This window comes from Phyllobacterium sp. 21LDTY02-6 (genome assembly GCF_023554255.2).
GTDB lineage: Bacteria > Pseudomonadota > Alphaproteobacteria > Rhizobiales > Rhizobiaceae > Phyllobacterium.
Window position 1 is genome coordinate 866,348 of the sequence record NZ_JAMJWD020000002.1, and the last position, 19,181, is coordinate 885,528.

20 protein-coding genes and 1 other RNA gene are annotated in these 19,181 nt (G+C 62.7%); 12 read left to right on the plus strand and 9 right to left on the minus strand.

The features are described from left to right. Positions 1 to 38 precede the first annotated feature (38 nt). The 3 genes from pstB to phoB all read left to right on the plus strand — a co-directional run bounded on the left by pstB (position 39) and on the right by phoB (position 2,420). On the plus strand, positions 39 to 812 hold the full coding sequence (gene pstB, locus M8997_RS10545; RefSeq protein WP_250020158.1) for a phosphate ABC transporter ATP-binding protein PstB: 774 nt from the start codon (positions 39 to 41) through the stop codon (positions 810 to 812). A 26-nt stretch (positions 813 to 838) separates the two neighbouring features. Next, a complete protein-coding gene (gene phoU, locus M8997_RS10550; protein ID WP_250020173.1) occupies positions 839 to 1,561 on the plus strand; it encodes a phosphate signaling complex protein PhoU in 723 nt (240 codons plus the stop codon). Positions 1,562 to 1,733: 172 nt separating this feature from the next. Then, positions 1,734 to 2,420 carry a phosphate regulon transcriptional regulator PhoB gene (gene phoB / locus M8997_RS10555; RefSeq protein ID WP_250020159.1) on the plus strand — a complete coding sequence of 229 codons (687 nt, stop codon included), beginning with the start codon at positions 1,734 to 1,736 and terminating at the stop codon, positions 2,418 to 2,420. A gap of 53 nt (positions 2,421 to 2,473) precedes the next feature. Here the strand turns inward: phoB and M8997_RS10560 are convergent, their stop codons facing one another. After that, positions 2,474 to 2,920 (minus strand): GNAT family N-acetyltransferase, encoded by a 447-nt coding sequence (locus M8997_RS10560; protein ID WP_250020160.1) that lies wholly within the window; start codon positions 2,918 to 2,920, stop codon positions 2,474 to 2,476. Between the two features lie 171 nt (positions 2,921 to 3,091). Between M8997_RS10560 and ssrS the strand changes: the two genes are divergently transcribed. The 7 genes from ssrS (at position 3,092) to M8997_RS10595 (ending at position 7,434) form a co-directional block, all read left to right on the plus strand. Then, positions 3,092 to 3,248: non-coding RNA, 6S RNA (gene ssrS / locus M8997_RS10565), on the plus strand. A 20-nt stretch (positions 3,249 to 3,268) separates the two neighbouring features. After that, on the plus strand, positions 3,269 to 3,925 hold the full coding sequence (locus M8997_RS10570) for a 5-formyltetrahydrofolate cyclo-ligase (RefSeq protein WP_250020161.1): 657 nt from the start codon (positions 3,269 to 3,271) through the stop codon (positions 3,923 to 3,925). Next, the gene (locus tag M8997_RS10575) at positions 3,922 to 4,746 is read left to right on the plus strand and encodes a YmdB family metallophosphoesterase (protein WP_250020162.1); all 825 of its coding nucleotides are present in this window, start codon (positions 3,922 to 3,924) and stop codon (positions 4,744 to 4,746) included. Before M8997_RS10570 ends, M8997_RS10575 begins: the two co-directional genes overlap by 4 nt. An 82-nt stretch (positions 4,747 to 4,828) precedes the next feature. Next, positions 4,829 to 5,572 carry a TerC family protein gene (locus M8997_RS10580; RefSeq protein ID WP_250020163.1) on the plus strand — a complete coding sequence of 248 codons (744 nt, stop codon included), beginning with the start codon at positions 4,829 to 4,831 and terminating at the stop codon, positions 5,570 to 5,572. 27 nt (positions 5,573 to 5,599) lie between these two features. Further along, positions 5,600 to 6,175: a biotin transporter BioY gene (locus M8997_RS10585; RefSeq protein WP_250020164.1), complete on the plus strand. Its 576-nt coding sequence runs from the start codon at positions 5,600 to 5,602 to the stop codon at positions 6,173 to 6,175. After that, positions 6,172 to 6,618 carry a DUF1284 domain-containing protein gene (locus M8997_RS10590; protein ID WP_250020165.1) on the plus strand — a complete coding sequence of 149 codons (447 nt, stop codon included), beginning with the start codon at positions 6,172 to 6,174 and terminating at the stop codon, positions 6,616 to 6,618. Before M8997_RS10585 ends, M8997_RS10590 begins: the two co-directional genes overlap by 4 nt. Before the next feature lie 66 nt (positions 6,619 to 6,684). Next, positions 6,685 to 7,434, plus strand: a complete 750-nt coding sequence (locus M8997_RS10595; RefSeq protein ID WP_250020166.1) for a YebC/PmpR family DNA-binding transcriptional regulator — start codon at positions 6,685 to 6,687, stop codon at positions 7,432 to 7,434. Between the two features lie 91 nt (positions 7,435 to 7,525). On the opposite strand, the gene M8997_RS10600 is transcribed toward M8997_RS10595, so the two are convergent. Together M8997_RS10600 and rpmE are read right to left on the minus strand one after the other, a co-directional pair. Next, positions 7,526 to 8,944: an APC family permease gene (locus M8997_RS10600; protein ID WP_250020167.1), complete on the minus strand. Its 1,419-nt coding sequence runs from the start codon at positions 8,942 to 8,944 to the stop codon at positions 7,526 to 7,528. 1,426 nt (positions 8,945 to 10,370) lie between these two features. Continuing rightward, positions 10,371 to 10,592, minus strand: a complete 222-nt coding sequence (gene rpmE / locus M8997_RS10605) for a 50S ribosomal protein L31 (RefSeq protein WP_250020106.1) — start codon at positions 10,590 to 10,592, stop codon at positions 10,371 to 10,373. A gap of 207 nt (positions 10,593 to 10,799) precedes the next feature. Between rpmE and M8997_RS10610 the strand changes: the two genes are divergently transcribed. Beyond that, positions 10,800 to 12,605 (plus strand): ABC transporter transmembrane domain-containing protein, encoded by a 1,806-nt coding sequence (locus M8997_RS10610; RefSeq protein WP_250020105.1) that lies wholly within the window; start codon positions 10,800 to 10,802, stop codon positions 12,603 to 12,605. A 125-nt stretch (positions 12,606 to 12,730) separates the two neighbouring features. Here M8997_RS10610 and M8997_RS10615 read toward each other — a convergent pair whose 3' ends face one another. From M8997_RS10615 to M8997_RS10640, 6 genes are all read right to left on the minus strand, one after another. Next, positions 12,731 to 13,762 carry a peptidoglycan -binding protein gene (locus tag M8997_RS10615; RefSeq protein ID WP_250020104.1) on the minus strand — a complete coding sequence of 344 codons (1,032 nt, stop codon included), beginning with the start codon at positions 13,760 to 13,762 and terminating at the stop codon, positions 12,731 to 12,733. A 2-nt stretch (positions 13,763 to 13,764) separates the two neighbouring features. Continuing rightward, positions 13,765 to 14,784: a MotA/TolQ/ExbB proton channel family protein gene (locus M8997_RS10620; protein WP_250020103.1), complete on the minus strand. Its 1,020-nt coding sequence runs from the start codon at positions 14,782 to 14,784 to the stop codon at positions 13,765 to 13,767. 144 nt (positions 14,785 to 14,928) lie between these two features. Beyond that, entirely contained in the window at positions 14,929 to 15,720 is a 792-nt protein-coding gene (locus tag M8997_RS10625) for an inositol monophosphatase family protein (protein ID WP_250020102.1), read from the minus strand. Between the two features lie 62 nt (positions 15,721 to 15,782). Next, positions 15,783 to 16,346 carry an elongation factor P gene (gene efp, locus M8997_RS10630; protein WP_250020101.1) on the minus strand — a complete coding sequence of 188 codons (564 nt, stop codon included), beginning with the start codon at positions 16,344 to 16,346 and terminating at the stop codon, positions 15,783 to 15,785. Positions 16,347 to 16,463: 117 nt separating this feature from the next. After that, a complete protein-coding gene (locus M8997_RS10635) occupies positions 16,464 to 17,435 on the minus strand; it encodes a tetratricopeptide repeat protein (RefSeq protein WP_371929565.1) in 972 nt (323 codons plus the stop codon). 77 nt (positions 17,436 to 17,512) lie between these two features. Continuing rightward, entirely contained in the window at positions 17,513 to 18,175 is a 663-nt protein-coding gene (locus M8997_RS10640; protein ID WP_250020099.1) for a thiamine phosphate synthase, read from the minus strand. 199 nt (positions 18,176 to 18,374) lie between these two features. On the opposite strand from M8997_RS10640, the gene M8997_RS10645 reads away from it, so the two are divergent. Beyond that, entirely contained in the window at positions 18,375 to 19,148 is a 774-nt protein-coding gene (locus tag M8997_RS10645; RefSeq protein WP_250020098.1) for a sulfite exporter TauE/SafE family protein, read from the plus strand. Positions 19,149 to 19,181: the final 33 nt, after the last annotated feature.

Consider the following 19,181-nt stretch of genomic DNA (forward strand, 5'->3'; position numbering starts at 1 on the left):
TGACGGAACGAAATCTCGAAAAAGCGGTGAATGAAAAAATGAACGCACAGTTCAACGCGATCAAGATGCAAGGCAAGGATGTCACCGTCCATTACGGCGACAAGCAGGCCCTGTTCGGTGTCAGCCTCGATGTTCCTGAGAAGATGGTGACGGCGCTGATCGGGCCTTCCGGCTGCGGCAAATCCACCTTCCTGCGCAGCTTGAACCGCATGAACGATACGATCGAAGGTTGCCGTGTCGGCGGCCAGATCACGCTGGACGACGAGGATATCTACAATCCGAAGATCGACGTGGTCGAACTCCGCGCCCGCGTCGGCATGGTGTTCCAGAAGCCCAATCCGTTTCCGAAGTCGATCTTCGAGAACGTCGCCTATGGCCCGCGCATCCACGGCCTTGCCCGCGGCAAGCAGGAGCTCGAGGAAATCGTCGAGAAGAGCCTGCGCCGCGCCAGCCTCTTCGACGAGGTGAAGGACCGCCTGCACGAGGCCGGCACGGGTCTTTCCGGCGGCCAGCAGCAGCGCCTGTGCATTGCCCGCGCCATCGCCGTCAGCCCGGAAGTCATCCTGATGGACGAGCCCTGCTCGGCACTCGATCCGATCGCCACCGCCAAGGTGGAGGAACTGATCGACGAGCTGCGCCAGAACTATACGATCGTCATCGTGACGCATTCGATGCAGCAGGCCGCCCGCGTATCGCAGCGCACGGCGATGTTCCATCTCGGCAATCTGGTGGAAGTCGGCGATACCGAGACGATGTTTACCAATCCGACCGAAAAGCGCACACAGGACTACATTACCGGACGCTTCGGCTAAGCGGTGGAGGAACAATCATGACCGACCTGCAATCCCAGCATACGGTACGCGCCTACGACGAGGAACTGAAGTTCCTCACCCACAAGATCGCCGAGATGGGCGGCCATGCCGAGCGCATGGTCGAACAGGCCATCACGGCCATGGTCAATGCCGATAACGCGCTGGCGCAAAGGGTCATCTCGGACGACCTCATCCTCGATGCGGGCCAGCGCGAGATCGACGAGCGGGCGATCACCATCATCGGCAAGCGCCAGCCCATGGCGATCGACCTGCGCGAGATCATCGGCACGATCCGCATTTCCTCCGATCTCGAGCGCATCGGCGACCTCGGCAAGAACATTGCCAAGCGCGTGGTGGCCGTGACGGAAACGCGGCAGACGCTCTCCGTCTATCGCGGCCTGCAGACCATCGCCGAACTCGCCTTGACGCAGCTGAAGGACGTGCTCGACGCCTATGCGACGCGCTCGATCCAGCAGGTCAATATCGTGCGCGAGCGCGACGACGAGATCGACGCGCTGTACACCTCGCTCTTCCGCGAGCTCCTGACCTATATGATGGAAGATCCACGCAATATCTCGGCCTGCACGCATCTGCTGTTCTGCGCCAAGAATATCGAGCGGATCGGCGATCACGCGACCAATATCGCGGAAACGGTCTATTATATCGTCACCGGTGCGCAATTGCCGGCCGAGCGGCCCAAGGAAGACCAGACCCACAGCATCGTGGTCGATGAAGCCAACCTGTCCTAGGATCGCAATGCCGAATTTCGCAACCCGTCGCAACCCGGTACCGGCGATCCCAGGATCGGGAATGCCGGTGTTTTCAGGAGGAGGCGCCTTGCGGTGCCTCCTGTCACACTCGGTTCCCGCGCGGAAAGCCGGTTCCACCGTCCAGGATTTGCTCTAGTCAGCGGATAATCTCATGGCCATAGCTCCGAAGATCACTGTAGTTGAAGATGAAGAAGCGCTTAGCGTCCTGCTTCGATACAATCTTGAAGCAGAGGGTTATCTCGTCGACACCATCGCCCGTGGCGACGAGGCGGAAATCGCCCTGCGCGAGAAGGTTCCGGACCTGCTCATACTGGACTGGATGCTGCCGGGCCTTTCCGGCATCGAGCTATGCCGCCGGCTGCGCACGCGCCGCGAAACCGAGACGCTGCCGATCATCATGCTGACGGCGCGCGGCGAGGAGAGCGAGCGGGTGCGCGGCCTTGCCACCGGCGCGGACGACTACATGGTCAAGCCGTTTTCGACGCCGGAACTGCTGGCCAGGATCAAGGCCATGCTGCGCCGGGTCAATCCAAGCCTGTTGTCGCACGTCCTCAGCTTCGGCGATCTGAAGCTCGACCGCGAGCAGCATCGCGTCTTCCGCAAGGAGCGTGAACTGAAGCTCGGGCCGACCGAATTCCGGCTGCTGGAGTTCCTCATGCAATCGCCGGGGCGGGTTTTCTCGCGCGGCCAGTTGCTCGACAATGTCTGGGGCGCCGATATCTATGTCGACGACCGCACGGTCGATGTCCATGTCGGCCGCCTGCGCAAGGCGATCAATGTCGGCCGCTCGCCGGACCCGATCCGCACGGTACGCGGCGCCGGCTATTCATTCGGCTAGGCGTTTGCCGGCAGGGCATATTCCAGCGGGCGCGCCGCCCGTCTTGGGATGGCTCAGATCGCCTTCACATATTTGATGAAGGGCGTCACCTTGGCCAGCCGGTCATAGAGCAGGCGCGCCGTCTCATTGTCCCGGTTGGTCATCCAGTAGACGGAGTGGATATCGTCCGCCTTCGCCTGCGCGTGGACCGCCTCGATCAGGGCGCGGCCGACGCCTTTGCCGCGGCTGTCCGGATCGGCATAGAGATCCTGCAGATAGCAGACATTGGCCACGCTCCAGCAGTGGCGGTGGTAGAGAAAATGCGTCAGCCCGACCGGCTTGCCGTCCCATTCGGCGATGAGGCCGCGGAATTCGCCATCGCTGGCGGAATTCAGGCGTGCGAACGTCGTCCGGTAGACTTCCTCGGCAACGCTGGTCTCGTAGAAGTCGAGATAGCCGGTCCAGAGGCGGCGCCATTCGGTCTCGTCCGAACGCCGCAGGGGGCGGATCAGGATGGTCATGATTTTCCTCGTCTCATGGGTGTGTGGGGTCGGGTGTGAGGGGGCGGGTGAGCGCTGTGGTGCGGCATCGTAGTCCGGTGTCCGGCCTTCAACAAGCATCGCCCGGCGCCGGCGGCAGAAATCGTCATCGGCGCTCTGGCAGAAAACCGTGCCCCGTCCTATATTCGTCGCGGCGCTCTGCGCTTCTCGACAGGAGAGACATATTCCCCGGGGCCTTAATGATCCCTTAGGGAGCTGTCCCTGAGGAGGCCCGTGGGCCTCTTCACACGGCGCCCACCTACTTTGTAGGTTCCCGGGATCGACTTCTCCATCGGTTGTGTGGACGCCACTGTTTCATCCCGAGCCGGCTTGCCGGCGCCTCATGAAAACAAGCGCGTGCATCATCCGTCTTCCGTCAAAGAGCTGAAAAAAACGCTGCGTCTCGAGGCTTTGGCCAGGCGCGACGCGCTGTCCGCCGAATATCGGGCGCAGGCCTCGCAGCGGATCGCGGCAGCGGGGCTCGAGACTATTCCTGTCGCGCCCGGCGAAATCGTCTCCGGCTTCTGGCCCATCCGCTCCGAGGTCGACCTGCGGCCGCTGCTGCACGCGCTGGCCCAGGGCGGTGCGCGGCTTTGCCTGCCGGCCATCATCGACAAGCAGACCATTGTCTTCCGCGAGCATCGCGACGATGCGGCGATGGTGGAGACGGGCTTCGGCACGTCGGGTCCCGCCGAGGATGCGCCCGTGCTCGATCCGCGGCTGATGCTGGTGCCGCTGGCCGCTTTCGATGCGCGCGGCCATCGCATAGGCTATGGCGCCGGCTATTACGACCGGGCGATCGCCGCGCTTCGCCGCAAGGGCGCCCGGCCGCGCCTCGTCGGCATCGCCTTCGACTGCCAGCAGGTGGCGACCGTGCCCGACGAGCCGCATGATGTGCCGCTGGCGGCCATCCTCACCGAAAGCGGCTTGCGCCGCTTCGCAACGACCGATAAAGCCAGTGAAAATACCTTCAGGATGGATGTGTGAGATTACTTTTTCTTGGTGATATGGTTGGACGCACGGGACGCACCGCGGTCCATGAGAAGCTGCCGGGGCTGATCGTCGATCTGAAGCTCGATTTCGTCATCGTCAACGGTGAGAATGCGGCGGGCGGTTTCGGCATTACCGAGGAAATCTTCCGCGATACGATCGGCGCCGGCGCCGATGTGGTGACGACCGGCAACCACGTCTGGGACCAGCGCGAGGCGCTCATCTTCGCCGCCCGCGAGGAACGGTTCCTGCGCCCCGCCAACTTTCCGGTCGGCACGGCCGGCAAGGGCTCGGGCGTCTATCTCGCCAGGAACGGCGCGCGCATCCTCGTATCCAACATCATGGGCCGGGTCTTCATGCATCCCGACCTGCACGACCCCTTCACGGTGGCGGAGGAGATCCTCGCCGCCTGTCCGCTCGGCGAGCAGGCGGATGCGGTCGTCTTCGATTTTCACGCGGAAGCCACCAGCGAGAAGCAGTGTTTCGGCCATTTCGTCGATGGAAGGGCCAGTCTCGTCGTCGGCACCCATACGCATGTGCCGACCGCCGACGCGCAGATACTCAATGGCGGCACGGCCTATATGTCCGATGCCGGCATGTGCGGCGATTATGATTCCTCCCTCGGCATGGAAAAGGAGGAGCCGCTCAACCGTTTCCTGTCGAAAGTGCCGAAAGGCCGCTTCGAAGCCGCCAGCGGCCCGGCCACGATCTGCGGCGTCGGTGTCGATATTTCCGACCGCACCGGCCTTGCCGAAAGGATTGCACCGCTGCGCATCGGACCGCGGCTTGAAGAAACCATACCGGCATTCTGGAAATAAGTTGACCATTTCAGCACATGCAGACTTAATTCGCCCAAATGCTTCGCACCATCCGGTCACTCAACAAGGAATGTAAGACCCCATGGAAGCCCTGCTCTCTCATTTCGATTTCATCTATCAGCCAGCCGGCCTGATCGCGCTCGTCACCCTGGTGGTGATGGAGGTCGTGCTCGGCATCGACAATCTGATCTTCATATCGATCCTGACCAACAAGCTGCCGCAGGAGCAGCAGGCCCGTGCCCGCCGGCTCGGCATCGGCGCCGCCCTCATCCTGCGGCTCGCGCTGCTGTTCACCATTTCGATCATCGTCCAGCTGACGGAGCCGGTCTTCGAGGCGTTCGGGCATGGCTTCTCCTGGCGCGACATTATCCTCATCGCCGGTGGTCTCTTCCTCGTGTGGAAGGCTACCAAGGAGATCCACCACACGGTGGACCACGAGGATGCCAAGGAAGACGTGATCGGCAAGCAGGTGACCCTGACGATGGGCGGCGCCATCACGCAGATATTGCTGCTGGACCTGGTTTTCTCCGTCGATTCCATCATTACCGCGGTCGGAATGACCGATGAGATCGTCATCATGATCATCGCGGTCATCACCGCCGTCGGCGTCATGCTGTTCGCGGCGGAACCGCTTTCGCGCTTCATCGCCGCCAATCCGACGATCGTGATGCTGGCGCTCGGCTTCCTGCTGATGATCGGCATGACGCTGATCGCCGATGGCTTCGGCTTCCACGTGCCGAAGGGCTATATCTACGCGGCCATGGGCTTCTCCGCACTGGTCGAAGGGCTCAACATGCTTGCCCGGCGCCGCAAGAAGAAGCATTAGAAACGAACGGATTTCAAGGAGTACCAAATGACCCCGAATGTGCTGCCAGAGGCCTATGTGCCGCTGAAACTGGCGAACGGGAACCTCGCCTACCAGGTTCTCGCCGTCCTCCTCGGCACGGCATTTCTCGCCGCGAGCTCGTGGATCGAGGTGCCGATGTATCCGGTGCCGGTGACGATGCAGACCTTCGCGGTGACGCTTGTCGGCGCGCTTTATGGCTGGCGCCTCGGCGCTGTCACGGTGCTCGCCTGGCTGGGCGAAGCGATGATCGGTTTCCCGGTTCTTGCCGGCGGGGCAGGCGGCTTCGTCCATTTCGTCGGGCCGACGGCCGGCTATCTCGCGGGCTTCGTGGCGGCAGCCGCAGCGGCCGGCTTCCTCGCAGAGCGCGGCCTGACCCGCAATCCGCTGGCGTCGTCGCTCGTCATGCTCGCCGGCAATGTCATCTGCCTGGCGCTCGGCGCGGCATGGCTCAGCTACCTGTTCGGATTCGAAATCGCCTGGACGAGCGGCGTTGCACCGTTCCTTGCCGGCGCGGTGCTCAAATCCGCCTTGGCGGCCGCGACGATCGAGATCATGCGCCGCCGGGGTCTGCGCCTGTCTTGACGGTCAGGCTTCGCCCGCATCACTTGTTGTGCATGCTGACCTATGTCGGCAAGGGCTATAGCGAGGCCTTCGTCGACAATTACGACAGGATCATAGCAAGGCTCTCGGCGGGCGAGGATGTGCTGATATGTGAGGGGCCGGACGATGTCTGCGGCCCCTTGCTCGTTTCCGCCGATGCGCATTGCCACCGGGAGAGCGTAACCGTCCGCGACCGCAACGCCTTGCGCGAAGTCGGGCTGCTGCAGGGGCGGCCCCTTGCCGTCGGCGACACGATGCGGCTCGATGCCGGGCTGCTGGCGGCGTTTCGCGACGCCTTTGCCAAGGGTGCGACGCGCAGCGCCTGCGGCGGCTGCGAATGGGCGGATCTCTGCTCGCGCGTGGCGAAATCGGGCTTCGACAATGTCAGGCTGGTGGCCGGTGCGGTTCGGCACACGGCACAGTAGACGAACAGGGCGTTTTTCCCTATAAGGGCGCCATTCCAAAATCGCGATAATCTATGCAGGGGCGCCATGGCCGGCCATTCACAGTTCAAGAACATCATGCATCGCAAGGGGCGTCAGGACGCCGTGCGGTCGAAAATCTTCTCCAAGCTCGGGCGCGAAATCACCGTCGCCGCCAAGCAGGGCCTGCCGGACCCGGCAATGAACCCGCGCCTGCGCCTGGCGGTGCAGAACGCCAGGGCTCAGTCCATGCCGAAGGACAATATCGAGCGGGCGATCAAGAAGGCGGCCGGCGGCGATGGCGACAATTACGAGGAAGTGCGCTATGAGGGCTACGGCCCGGGTGGCGTCGCCGTCATCGTCGAAGCCCTGACCGACAATCGCAACCGCACCGCCTCCAATGTGCGCGCCGCCTTCACCAAGGCCGGCGGTGCGCTGGGCGAAACCGGCTCCGTCGGCTTCATGTTCAGCCGCGTCGGCGAAATCACCTACAAGCCCGAGGCGGGCGACGCCGACAAGATCATGGAAGCCGCCATCGAGGCGGGCGCCGAGGATGTGCAGAGCGACGAGGACGGCCATGTCATCCTCTGCGCCTTCGAGGATATTGGCGAGGTCTCCAAGGCGCTGGAAGCTGCGCTCGGCGAGGCCGAATCGGTCAAGGCGATCTGGAAGCCGGCGACCACCGCTCCCGTCGATGAAGACAAGGCACAATCGGTGCTGCGGCTGATCGCGACGCTCGACGATGATGACGACGTGCAGAACGTCTATGCCAATTTCGAAGTCAGCGACGAGGTTCTCGCCAAGCTCAGCGCCGCCTGAACCGCGGCCTCGACCAGATGATGAAAGCCCTGCCCGACGCGTGTCGGGCAGGGCTTTTGTTTTCTTGAGCGTCCGGAGACAGGAGTGCGCGTTAGTTTACCGGCCCGTCGCCGCCGAGCGCCGATAGATCGCCGGTGGATTGCACGCCCGTTGCCCGGTTCACCAGCACGGTGACGACCCACAGCACCACGCCCACGGCGATGAGCACGCCGGCGATCTTGTATTGTACCGGATCGCGCCCGGTCCAAGGGCCGGCGAAGAAGGCGCAGGAGATGGCGCCGACGATCGGCAGCAGGGTCGGGGTGCGGAAGTGGTCGTGCTCCACCTTCTCGCGGCGCAGGACGAGCACCGCGACATTGACGATCGTGAACACGAAGAGCAGCAGAAGCGCCGTGGTGCCGCCGAGGGCCGGCACCTCGCCCACGAACAATATCAGGCCGAAGGCGAGCAGCGTCGTGAAGCCGATGGCCCAATAGGGCGTGCGGCGCGTCGGATGCACCTTGCCGAAAAGCGGCGGCAGCACATGTTCGCGGCTCATGCCATAGACGAGGCGACTCGCCATCAGCATGTTGATGAGCGCGCTGTTCGCCACGGCAAACATGGTGATGAAGCCGAAGATCCAGATCGGAAATCCGGGCGCTCCGGCCTGCACCACCTTGAGCAGGGGCGTCTCGCCCTCGCCAAGCTCTGCGGGGGATACGAGCGTAATCGACGAGATCGAGACCAGCACGTAGATCAGCCCGGTTATCAGCAGGCCGGTAAGGAGAACCTTCGGGAAGATGCCCGACGGATTCTTGCATTCCTCCGCCATGTTGACGGAATCCTCGAAACCGACCATGGCGAAGAAGGCGAGGGTGGTTGCCGCCATGACCGACCAGAATATGCTGCTGTCCGGCGTCGAGGCGAACTGGGTGATGCGGGAAACATCGCCCTGTCCCCCGGCGATGGCCCACAGGCCGATGAAGATGATGATCAGCAGGCCGGTGAGTTCGACCATGGTCAATACGACATTGGCCTTGACGCTTTCGCCGACGCCACGGAAATTGATGATCGCGACGAGCGCCATGAAGGCGAGGCCGACAAGCGAGATCCCTATGCCCGCCTCGAGATTGAGCTGGAACGCGCCTGAAAGATTGGCCGCGAATGCCCGCGATGCCGTCGACGCCGAGGTGATGCCGGAGCACATGACGGTGAAGGCGACGATGAATGTGATGAAATGGATGCCGAAAGCCTTGTGGGTATAAAGCGCGGCGCCCGCCGCCTTCGGATATTTGGTGACGAGTTCGAGATAGCTGAAGGCTGTCACCACGGCCACGACGAACGCGATGAGGAAGGGCAGCCAGACCACGCCGCCAACCTGCTTGGCGACCTGGCCGGTCAGGGCATAGATGCCCGTGCCCAGAATATCGCCGACTATGAAGAGAAGAAGTAGCCAGGGTCCCATGACCCTATGCAGACTGGGCTCGATTTCGGCGCCAGTCTTGCTCGTCGCGGAAGCCGCGTTTGCCATGGATAATCCTCCCTTGCGCGCCACAACTGTTGGAAAAGCTATTGGCGAATCAGAAACTTGTCAAACAGGCCTGGTGATGCAGCGCTTTAAAGGGATTGCAGCAACGTTGCTGCGCCCTTCGACAGGCTCAGGATGAGGGAGAGTAGAGTTTTGCAGAGGGGATAGTTCTGCAAGGTTTCAAACCTGGCTCCCAACCTTCCCGCCACCAACCCACGTCCCTCATGCTGAGCCCTTTATGGTGAGTTCGTCGACCACGAAGCACGCACTATTTTGATGCGGTGCTATAAAAAAGCGATTGCACAAACGTTGCTGCGCCCTTCGACAAGCTCAGGATGAGGGAGAGTAGAGTTTTGCAGGGGGATAATTCTGCGAGGTTTCAGATCTTGGTTCCCAACCTTCCCGCCACCAACCCACGTCCCTCATGCTGAGCCCTTTATGGTGAGTTCGTCGACCACGAAGCACGCACTATTTTGATGCGGTGCTATAAAAAAGCGATTGCACAAACGTTGCTGCGCCCTTCGACAGGCTCAGGATGAGGGAGAGTAGAGTTTTGCAGGGGGATAATTCAGCGAGGTTTCAGATCCTGGCTCCCGACTTTTCTGTAATCAAATCAATCATCCTCATCCTGAGCTTGTTGAATGACCCCACGACAGTAATGCAACGCGCGGCCCTCCGTGGGGGATAAATGGAAACTTATCCCACCTGTTTGAAACCGGGGTATTCTGCACAAATCCTTTCCAGTGGGGGAGCAGCTTCCGGTGCTGTTTCGATTGCTGGGAAAGGGTGGCGTTGCCGAAAGATCGGAAGTGACAAACCCGATTGGCCGGCAAACTGCAGAAGGAAACGGAGGTGGCGCTTCGTTTTCCGGGTTGTTGCGTCTGACAAGCGCAGGAACAGCAGGCAAAGACGTCGCGGGCGGTCTTCGGACCTCGACCCTGATACCACTACTGACGCGCTGAAGACCGCCCGTCTCCCCCCATTTTCAATGACCAGACGCGATTTCGCGGGCGTGGTGCGGATTTTCTGTATCCGGCATCTCCAACAAGGGATTGCACCCCACCTCCCTCATGGTGAGCCAACCTCCCTCATGCTGAGCCTGTCGAAGCACGCACTATTTCGATGCAGCGCTGTAAGGGGACTGCATCACCGTTGTTGCGCCCTTCGACAAGCTCAGGATGAGGGAGAGTAGAGTTTTGCAGGGTTGTAGCTGTGCGAGCTTGCAAGTGGTGAGGACTTGCAGAACTACCACCCTGCCACCAGCCCACACCCCTCATGCTGAGCTTGTCGAAGCACGCGGTACATCACTGCAATCTACCGGAAGGCTGCACTGCACTCTCCCAAAATAAAGTGGCCACAAATAAAATGGCCCCAAAAAGAAAACGGCCCCGAAAGATCGGAGCCGTCAGACAAGCCATGGAGGCAGATATTATATGCCGAGATTGGCGAAACGGCTCTTGAACTTGGAAACGCGGCCGCCACGATCGGTGAGCTGTGCGGAACCGCCGGTCCATGCCGGATGGGTGGACGGGTCGATGTCGAGGTTCATCGTGTCGCCTTCCTTGCCCCAGGTCGAACGGGTCATGTATTCGGTACCGTCGGTCATGACGACCTTGATGTTGTGGTAGTCGGGATGAATATTGGCTTTCATCGGTCTATTCCTGAACTGGTGGGCGCAGGACCGGTTCCACGAGGTTGCGTGGATTTGGTCGGTCATGTGCCGATTGTTAGAGATGAAGCCAAACGCCGCAAGGGCATGGGCTTCCAAAACTGTTGGCGAGCCTATACATCAGCCTTGGAGCAATAACAAGGCCGTATGGCTGCAAAGTCGCATCGCGGCGTTAGGAAGATCGAGGTAATGGCCGAACTGGCGTTTGAAGATGCCGAAAAGAAGCGGCGGACGCTGAAACCGTTGCGGCGGATAATCCCCTACATGACGCGCTACAAGCCGTGGCTGGCGGGCGCGCTGGTGTCGCTGGCGCTTGCGGCGGGGACGACGCTGACGCTGCCGCTCGCGGTGCGCCGCATGATCGATCACGGCTTCTCCGGGTCCAACGGCGCCTTCATCAACAATTATTTCGGCATGCTCGTGCTGCTCGCGGCGCTGCTCGCCATTGCCTCGGCCGGCCGCTATTATTTCGTCATTACCCTTGGCGAGCGCATCGTCTCCGACCTCAGGCGCGACGTCTTCGGACATTTGACCACACTGTCGCCGTCCTTCTTCGACAATAGCCGCTCAGGCGAGATCGTCTCGCGGCTGACCGCCGACACGACGCAGATCAAATCCACCGTGGGGGCGACAGCCTCCATCGCGCTGCGCAACATCATCCTGGCGCTCGGCGCCATGGCGATGATGATCATCACCAGCGCCAAGTTGTCGGGCCTCGTCATCCTGGCGATACCGGTCATCATCATACCGCTCATCGCCTTCGGCCGTTCGGTGCGGCGGCGCTCGCGGCGGGCGCAGGACCAGCTGGCCGACGCCACCGCCTATGCCAGCGAGTCGATCGTGTCCATGCGCACGGTGCAGGCCTTCACCAACGAGCATCTCGCCACCTCGCGCTTCGGCCAGGCGGTGGAGGACGCCTTCGCGGCGGCGCGCGCCTCGGTGCTCGCCCGCGCATTCCTCACCGCCTTTGCCATTTTTCTCATCTTTTCGAGCGTCGTCGCCGTGCTCTGGTTCGGGTCGCGCGATGTGCTCTCCGGCGCGATGACGCCGGGGACGCTCGGCCAGTTCCTGCTTTATTCAGTCTTCGCCGCCGGTGCGCTCGGCGCCCTGTCGGAGGTATGGGGCGAACTCAGCCAGGCTGCCGGCGCGGCGGAGCGCCTCGCCGAGATACTCGACGAGACACCGGCCATCCGCGCGCCGGCAAGGCCCGTGCCGCTGCCGAGTCCTGCCCGGGGCGGCATCAGCTTCGAGAAGGTCGGCTTCAACTATCCGGCGCGGCCGGATGCGCCGGCCTTGAACGGGCTGGATTTTGCCGCAAGGCCCGGCGAGACCATCGCCATCGTCGGCCCGTCCGGGGCGGGAAAGAGCACGGTCTTCGCGCTGCTGCTGCGCTATTACGATCCGGTTTCGGGGCGGATTCTCATCGACGGCGTCGACCTGAAGGATGCCGATCCGGCCGATATACGCAGCCGCATCGCCATCGTGCCGCAGGATACGACGATCTTTGCCGCGACGGCGCGCGAGAATATCGGCTTTGGCCGGCCGGGCGCCGACGATGCCGAAATCGAGACCGCGGCGAAGGCGGCGCTGGCGCATGAGTTCATCCTTGAGCTCGACCATGGCTATGACACGCAGCTCGGCGAGCGCGGCGTCATGCTCTCCGGCGGCCAGCGCCAGCGCATCGCCATCGCCCGGGCGATCCTGCGCGACGCGCCGATCCTGCTGCTCGACGAGGCGACTTCGGCCCTCGACGCGGAGAGCGAGATGCTGGTGCAGCAGGCGCTGGACCATCTGATGCAGGGTCGCACGACGCTCGTCATCGCGCATCGCCTCGCCACCGTGCTGAAGGCCGACCGCATACTGGTGCTCGAGCATGGCCGCATCGTCGAAGAGGGGACGCACCAGACGCTGGTGAAGGCCAATGGCGTCTATGCGAGCCTCGCCAAGCTGCAATTCGAGGCCGGCGCGAATGCCTTCAGGGGCGCCGCCGAATAGCGGTAGCCCTTGGAGTGAACTTCAGCTCGGGTCACACTAGAAATATATAGTTGCTAGTGATCCTTTCGAATCTGAAGTTCACGACATTATTGCAGCAGCGTCAGATGAACTTCAGATTCGGGTCACTAGCGTTCCGTCAGCTTCAATTCGATGCGGCGGTTGCGCGCCCGCACTTCCGGCGAATTCCCCGGCTCCAATGGCTGGAATTCGCCGAAGCCCGCAGCGACCAGCCGATTGGCGGGAACGCCATTGGCCATGAGGAACTTCACCACCGAGATGGCGCGGGCGGAGGAAAGCTGCCAATTGTCCTTGAACTGGCCGGTGCCGGACAGCGCGACATCGTCGGTATGGCCGTCGACGCGCAATACCCAGTTGATCTCCTCGGGGATTTCCCGCTGCAGGTCGATCAGGGCGACCGCGAGCTTCTTCATCTCCTCCGATCCGGCAGGGTTCAGCTCGGCCGTGCCGGAGGCGAACAGGACTTCGGACTGGAAGACGAAACGATCGCCGACGATGCGGATATTCTCGCGGTCCGACAATATTTCGCGCAGGCGGCCGAAGAAATCCGAACGGTAGCGGTTGAGCTCCTGCACCCTTTGCGCCAGCGCGACATTGAGGCGCTTGCCGAGATCGGCGATCTTGGCATTCGACTCCCGGTCGCGGGATTCCGACGCATTGAGCGCTTCCTCGAGCGCGCCGATCTGCCGGCGCAGCGCCGCGATCTGCTGGTTCAATATCTCCACCTGCGACAGCGCCCGCGCGCTGATCTGCTTTTCGTTCTCGAGCCCGGTGGAAAGCTCGTTGATCCTGCCCTCGGCCGCCGCGCCGGCGCCAGCGCCTTGCGACAGCAGCGACTGCAGCCGCGACTGTTCGTTCTGCGCATTGGACAGCGACGCCTGCAGGTTGGCGATCGTATCCTCCAGGTCCTGCTTGTTGCCCTGTTCGAGCGACAGAAGCTGCGTCAGCTCGTTGATCTGGGCGTTCAGCCGGTTGAGCACGGCGTCCTTGCCGGTGATCTCCTGGCTGAGCAGGAACTGCGCCAGCACGAAGACGGAGAGCAGGAACATGATCGAGAGGAGCAGCGTCGACAGCGCATCGACGAAACCTGGCCAGTAATCCACATGGCGGACAGGTCTGCGGTTGCGGGCAAGCGCCATCGTCAGGGCTCTTTCCGCTGGATGGCGTCGGCCAGCCGGTCGAGCGTGTGGCGTATCGCCTTCTGGTCGTCGGCCTGTTTCTCCACCCAGTCGCGCATCATCTGCTGTTCGGACCGCATGTTCTTGACAAGGCCCTGGATGCCCTCGGCAAGGTTGGCGAGCGCGGCCGTGGTGCGCTGGTTGGAACCGCCGCTCTCCTGCATGTTCTGCAGGCGCTCCGCCAGCGCGCGCAGCTCATCCGAGGTGCCGGCGCTTGCGGCATCGAGGGCGTGAAGGTCCGAACCGAGATCGGTGACGCTGGAGAGCCAGTTTTCGAGCTCCGTATAGAAGCGGTTCTGGGCGCGGCCGGCCTGCAGGTCGAGGAAGCCGAGGATCAGCGAGCCGGACAGGCCGAACAGCGACGACGAGAAGGCCGTGCCCATGCCGCGCAGCGGCGATTGCAGCCCCGCCTTCAGCGAATCGAGCACGCTGTTGGCGTCGCCGGCGCGCGGATCGAGCGACTGGATGGTCTGGCCGATCGAGCCGATGGTTTCGAGCAGGCCCCAGAACGTGCCGAGCAGGCCGAGGAATACCAGCAGGCCGATGAGATAGCGCGAGATGTCGCGGGTTTCGTCAAGTCTCGTGGCGATGGAGTCGAGCATCGAGCGCATGGCGCTCGTCGAAAGCGCCATGGACTGCCGGCGCCCGATCAGCGCCCGCATCGGCGCCAGCATGGTCGGCTTCGCGTCGGTATCGTGGTCGCCGCGGCGGAAGGAATTGACCCAGCGCACCTCCGGAAACAGCCGGATGACCTGGCCGAAGGCGAGCAGGATGCCGACGAGCAGCACGCCGAGGATAAGCCCGTTCAGACCGGGATTGGTGGTGAAGAACTGCGATATCTGCCGAAAAAGGATTGCCCCGAGGAAACCCACGATGACGAGGAAGATCGCCATGGAGAGAAGTACGAAACGTGGGCTTGAAAGCCGGTAGGGGTCGTAATCATCATTGTCCAGACCGTGATGGGTCGAACTGAAATCGGCCATATTCTCGTCTCCGCATCGCCCGTACATACATCATATGTATGCAAACCAAGGGGGTTGCGCGGAGCCTAACCGAAAATATGGTCGAATTGGAAGGTTGGAATGCGGCGGCAAGACATTTTGTCCGCCGCAGCCTTTCAAATCGGATCAGACCGGCTTTTTGAGCGTCTTCAGCAGCGCGCGCTGGATGGCTTCGTTGCCGGCGACGAGCGCCTTGCTCTCGATGACGTTCTGGCCGCCGTCGAGATCGGTGACGAAGCCGCCGGCCTCGCGGATCAGGACGATGCCCGCGCCCGTATCCCAGGGATGGAGGCCGTCTTCCCAGAAGCCGTCGAAGCGTCCCGCCGCCACGTAAGCGAGGTCCAGAGCCGCTGCGCCGAGGCGCCGCACGCCGGAAACCTCGCCCATGACATTGCGAAGCTGGAGCAGGTAATTGCCATGGTCGCCGCGGCCGAGATGCGGCACGCCGGTACCGATGACGGCATCGACCAGCTTCGTGCGCCCGGCAACGCGCAGCCGGCGGTCGTTGAGGAAGGCACCGCCGCCGCGCTCGGCCGTATAGAGCTCGTCCATGGCCGGATTGAAGATGACGCCGGCGACGATCTGCCCCTGGCGCTCCAGCGCGATGGATACCGCGAACATCGGGATGCCATGCAGGAAGTTGGTGGTGCCGTCCAGCGGATCGACCAGCCAGCGATGCTGCCCGTCGCTGCCTTCGACCGCGCCGGTCTCCTCCATCAGGAAGCTGTAATCCGGGCGGGCGCGCTTCAATTCGCTGAAGACGATCTCTTCGGAACGCTTGTCGGCCTGGCTGACATAATCGCCCGGGCCCTTCAGCGACACCTGGAGATTCTGCACTTCGCCGAAATCGCGCGCCAGCGAGCGGCCAGCCTTCATGGCAGCCTGCACCATTACATTGAGGATCGCTGAACGCGCCATTCGAATTTATCTCCGTCAGTCAGGATGGGTTGCGGCAACATGCGGTCGCCGCATGCCGATGCTCAGTCCGCGCGGCGGACATAGGTGAGTTCGTTGGTGTCGACGATGATGCGCTCGCCGGACGAGATGAACGGCGGAACCAGTACGCGGATGCCGTTTTCCAGCACTGCGGGCTTGTAGGACGATGCAGCGGTCTGGCCCTTGACCACCGGGTCGGCTTCCGTGATCGTCAGCGTCACCTGGTCGGGGAGCGAAATGCCGATCGGGCGCTCGTCGTAGAGTTCGACGGTGACCATCATTCCGTCCTGCAGGAAGGCGGCGCGGTCGCCGACGAAATCCTTCTGCAGTTCCAGCTGTTCGTAGCTTGCGGTATCCATGAAGATCAGCGCGTCGCCCTGCTCGTAGAGGAAGGAGAAATCCTTCTGTTCGAGGCGGACCTTCTCGACGGTCTCGGCCGAGCGAAAACGCTCGTTCAGCTTGGTGCCGTTGATGAGGTTCTTCAGCTCGACCTGGTTGTAGGCGCCGCCCTTGCCCGGTTTCACGGCATTGGTCTTGACCGCGACCCAAAGGCCGCCATCATGTTCGATCACATTGCCTGGACGGATTTCATTGCCGTTGATTTTCATTTGTCTATCCGGATTGAAGTTTGAACTGGCGCCCGCGGCGACCGATAATGGCGCTCCAAGACCACAAAATCACGCGATAGGCAAGAGAAAGCGCGAAAAACCGCAGCCGGGCGCGGTTTATCGCAGCCTGTTGGCCTCCGAGATGGCGGCCGCCATCTGGCTGTCGTCCAGCCCGTCGAGGAAGGAATTGAGGTCGGGATCGTTCAAGCCGGCGCGCCGTGCCACGATGTACCAGGCGGCCGCCTTGACGCTGTCGCCCTCGACGCCGAGCCCGTCGCGATAGAGCTTCGCCAGCCTCGCCTGCGCTGCCACATTGCCGCCGGTCGCCGCCCGCAGCATCCAGCCGAAGCCGGTCTTGTAGTCGCGCTTGCCGCCGCGCCCCTCGACGAGCCAGGTGCCGAGATCGAGCTGCGCCGTATCGTGGCCCTTGATCGCCGCGCTGATGAGGAAGACCCGCGCCCGCGCCTCGTCGCGCTTGATGCCGGGCGTGCCATTGGCGAGAACCTGGCTCACCGCATATTCGGCGTCCGCGAGGCCCTTCTTCGCCGCCTTCTCGAACCATGGATAGGCATTGTCGAGCCCGGTCGAACCGGGCTTCTCCTGCATCAGCATCTGGCCGAGATTGAACTGGGCGGCGGCATTGCCGGCATTGGCGGCCGCCTCGGTCAGCTGCCGGGCCTTTGCCGGGTCCTTCGCCACATATTGGCCGTCGAGAAGGATGGCGGAGTAGCGGAACTGCGCTTCGGGCGAGCCCTGTTCGGCTGCCTTGCCGTACCATTTGGCGGCTTCGGCGGGATTGAACGGCACGCCGAGGCCGCGCGACAATATCTCCGCCACCAGCACCTGCGCCGCGGCGTCGCCCGCCTCGGCCCGCGGCAGGGCGAGATTATAGGCGGTCTTGTAGAGGCCGCGCTGATAGGCACCGAAGGCGTCGTCCTCCGGCGGCTTGCCGAAACGCGTCGGATTGACCGCCTGCGCATTCTCGTTGGCGGATTTCGGCTTGTCCTGCTTCGGCGCCGTCGCCGGTGCCTGTTCCTGAGGGGCAGCAGGCGATCCAGCAGCAGGGGAAGCGTCCTGGCCGAAAGCCATGCCGGGGGCCAGCAGCACCAGGGCGAGCGCTGTGTTTCTGGCGGCAAGACGGCTGGAGCGGATCAATCTGCTCTCCTTCATTCCTGGTCTTCGAACATGGGCGCGGTCTCGTCCAGAAGCCGGTTGGCTTCCCGCATCGCCGCTTCCGGGTCGTCGCCGCCGAAAATGGCCGAGCCGAGCGCGATGAACTCGGCGCCGGTGCTTGCCGCATCGCCTATGCTCTCCATGCTGCTGCCGGCCTGGATGATGCAGGGGATCTCGACCATTGAGGCCCACCAGTCCGCGAGCTCGACATTGCGGGGATGCGCATCGGGCCTGGCATCCGCGCCGATCTTGCCGAAGAGGACGTAGTCCGGCTGCGCCTCGCCGATTTCGAGCGCCGAATGCCGGTTCTTGATATTGCCCGTACCGACGATCAGCCGCGGCGACAGTCGGGAAACGAGGTCGGCGATTTCGGCGGCCTTGCCTTCCACATGCACGCCGTCGGCCTTGATGCGCCCGGCGATCTGGGTGTTGCCGACGATGATGGCGGCCGCGCCGGCCTGCTGGATGACCGGCACCGCGGCCTCGCACATATCCTGGAAACGCGCCTCGTCCAGATCGTATGGCGGCAACAGGACCGACGCCGCATCTCCCCCGGCAAGGGCCTGCGACAGGCGCGCGGCCAGCTCTTCCGGGGTAGCGGCTTCAGGCGCTACAAGAACGATGCGGCAACGGTGGGGAATGGTGTCGTTACTCATGCTGATTACCCTGTCGGCCGTTCTGTCCAAGAATAGTGATGGAATTCGGGCATAAAGGATAGGGCGCGTTTTGAACAGGCCGCGATTTGGCGCGGCGGCGAATTTTTGCAGCCAAAACAGGGGATTTGCCGGCCGCAGCCATTTTCAACCGGCGCAAACAGGCGTAAACGGCAGTGTCTCCCGCCCGGATATCTCCGCCATGCCCGATCTTCTGACGAATCCCTGGTTCTTTGCCGCTGCGGTCCCCGCAACCATCCTCATCGGCCTTTCCAAGGGCGGGCTGGGCGGCGCGATGGGACAGATCGGCGTGCCGCTGATGGCACTGGTCATGCCGCCGGTGCAGGCGGCGGCGATCATGCTGCCGATTCTTCTGGTGATGGATGTCGCAAGCCTCTGGACCTGGCGCGGCTTCAGGGACGTGCAGACGCTCAGGCTCATGCTGCCCGGCGGCCTCGTCGGCATATTCGTCGGCTGGCTGACGGCCTCGGTGATCTCGGACGACATGGTCAAGCTCATCGTCGGGCTGATCGCGATCATCTTTTTCGCGCGCTACATGCTGGCGAGCCCTGCAAGACGCGCGACGCCGCAGCCGCACAATGCCGGCTCCGCGACGCTGTGGTCCAGCCTTGCGGGCTTCACCAGCTTCGTCGCCCATGCCGGCGGGCCGCCCTACCAGATCTATGCCCTGCCGCTGCGGCAGGACCCGCGCGTCTATAATGGAACCAGCGTGATCTTCTTCGCCATCATCAATGCGGTGAAGGTCATTCCCTATTTCGCGCTCGGCCAGTTCGACCGGACGAACCTCCTTGCCTCGGCGGCGCTGATGCCGCTGGCGCCGCTGGCGACCTTCGCCGGCGCGTGGATCGTGAGGCGCATGCGACCCGAGATTTTCTACCCCTTCATGTACGGCATGATTCTGCTGATGGGGCTGAAGCTCACATATGACGGAGTGGTCGCCCTGTTATATTCTTGAACTAAAGTTGATCGGCAATACCGCAACTTTTGC

Coding starts and splice junctions, on each gene's coding strand:
- pstB (WP_250020158.1), top strand. CDS start 39: ATGAACGCACAGTTCAACGCGATCAAGATGCAAGGCAAGGATGTCACC.
- phoB (WP_250020159.1), top strand. CDS start 1,734: ATGGCCATAGCTCCGAAGATCACTGTAGTTGAAGATGAAGAAGCGCTT.
- M8997_RS10560 (WP_250020160.1), bottom strand. CDS start 2,920: ATGACCATCCTGATCCGCCCCCTGCGGCGTTCGGACGAGACCGAATGG.
- M8997_RS10580 (WP_250020163.1), top strand. CDS start 4,829: ATGGAAGCCCTGCTCTCTCATTTCGATTTCATCTATCAGCCAGCCGGC.
- M8997_RS10585 (WP_250020164.1), top strand. CDS start 5,600: ATGACCCCGAATGTGCTGCCAGAGGCCTATGTGCCGCTGAAACTGGCG.
- M8997_RS10595 (WP_250020166.1), top strand. CDS start 6,685: ATGGCCGGCCATTCACAGTTCAAGAACATCATGCATCGCAAGGGGCGT.
- M8997_RS10600 (WP_250020167.1), bottom strand. CDS start 8,944: ATGGCAAACGCGGCTTCCGCGACGAGCAAGACTGGCGCCGAAATCGAG.
- rpmE (WP_250020106.1), bottom strand. CDS start 10,592: ATGAAAGCCAATATTCATCCCGACTACCACAACATCAAGGTCGTCATG.
- M8997_RS10610 (WP_250020105.1), top strand. CDS start 10,800: ATGGCCGAACTGGCGTTTGAAGATGCCGAAAAGAAGCGGCGGACGCTG.
- M8997_RS10615 (WP_250020104.1), bottom strand. CDS start 13,762: ATGGCGCTTGCCCGCAACCGCAGACCTGTCCGCCATGTGGATTACTGG.
- M8997_RS10620 (WP_250020103.1), bottom strand. CDS start 14,784: ATGGCCGATTTCAGTTCGACCCATCACGGTCTGGACAATGATGATTAC.
- M8997_RS10625 (WP_250020102.1), bottom strand. CDS start 15,720: ATGGCGCGTTCAGCGATCCTCAATGTAATGGTGCAGGCTGCCATGAAG.
- efp (WP_250020101.1), bottom strand. CDS start 16,346: ATGAAAATCAACGGCAATGAAATCCGTCCAGGCAATGTGATCGAACAT.
- M8997_RS10635 (WP_371929565.1), bottom strand. CDS start 17,435: ATGGCTTTCGGCCAGGACGCTTCCCCTGCTGCTGGATCGCCTGCTGCC.
- M8997_RS10640 (WP_250020099.1), bottom strand. CDS start 18,175: ATGAGTAACGACACCATTCCCCACCGTTGCCGCATCGTTCTTGTAGCG.
- M8997_RS10645 (WP_250020098.1), top strand. CDS start 18,375: ATGCCCGATCTTCTGACGAATCCCTGGTTCTTTGCCGCTGCGGTCCCC.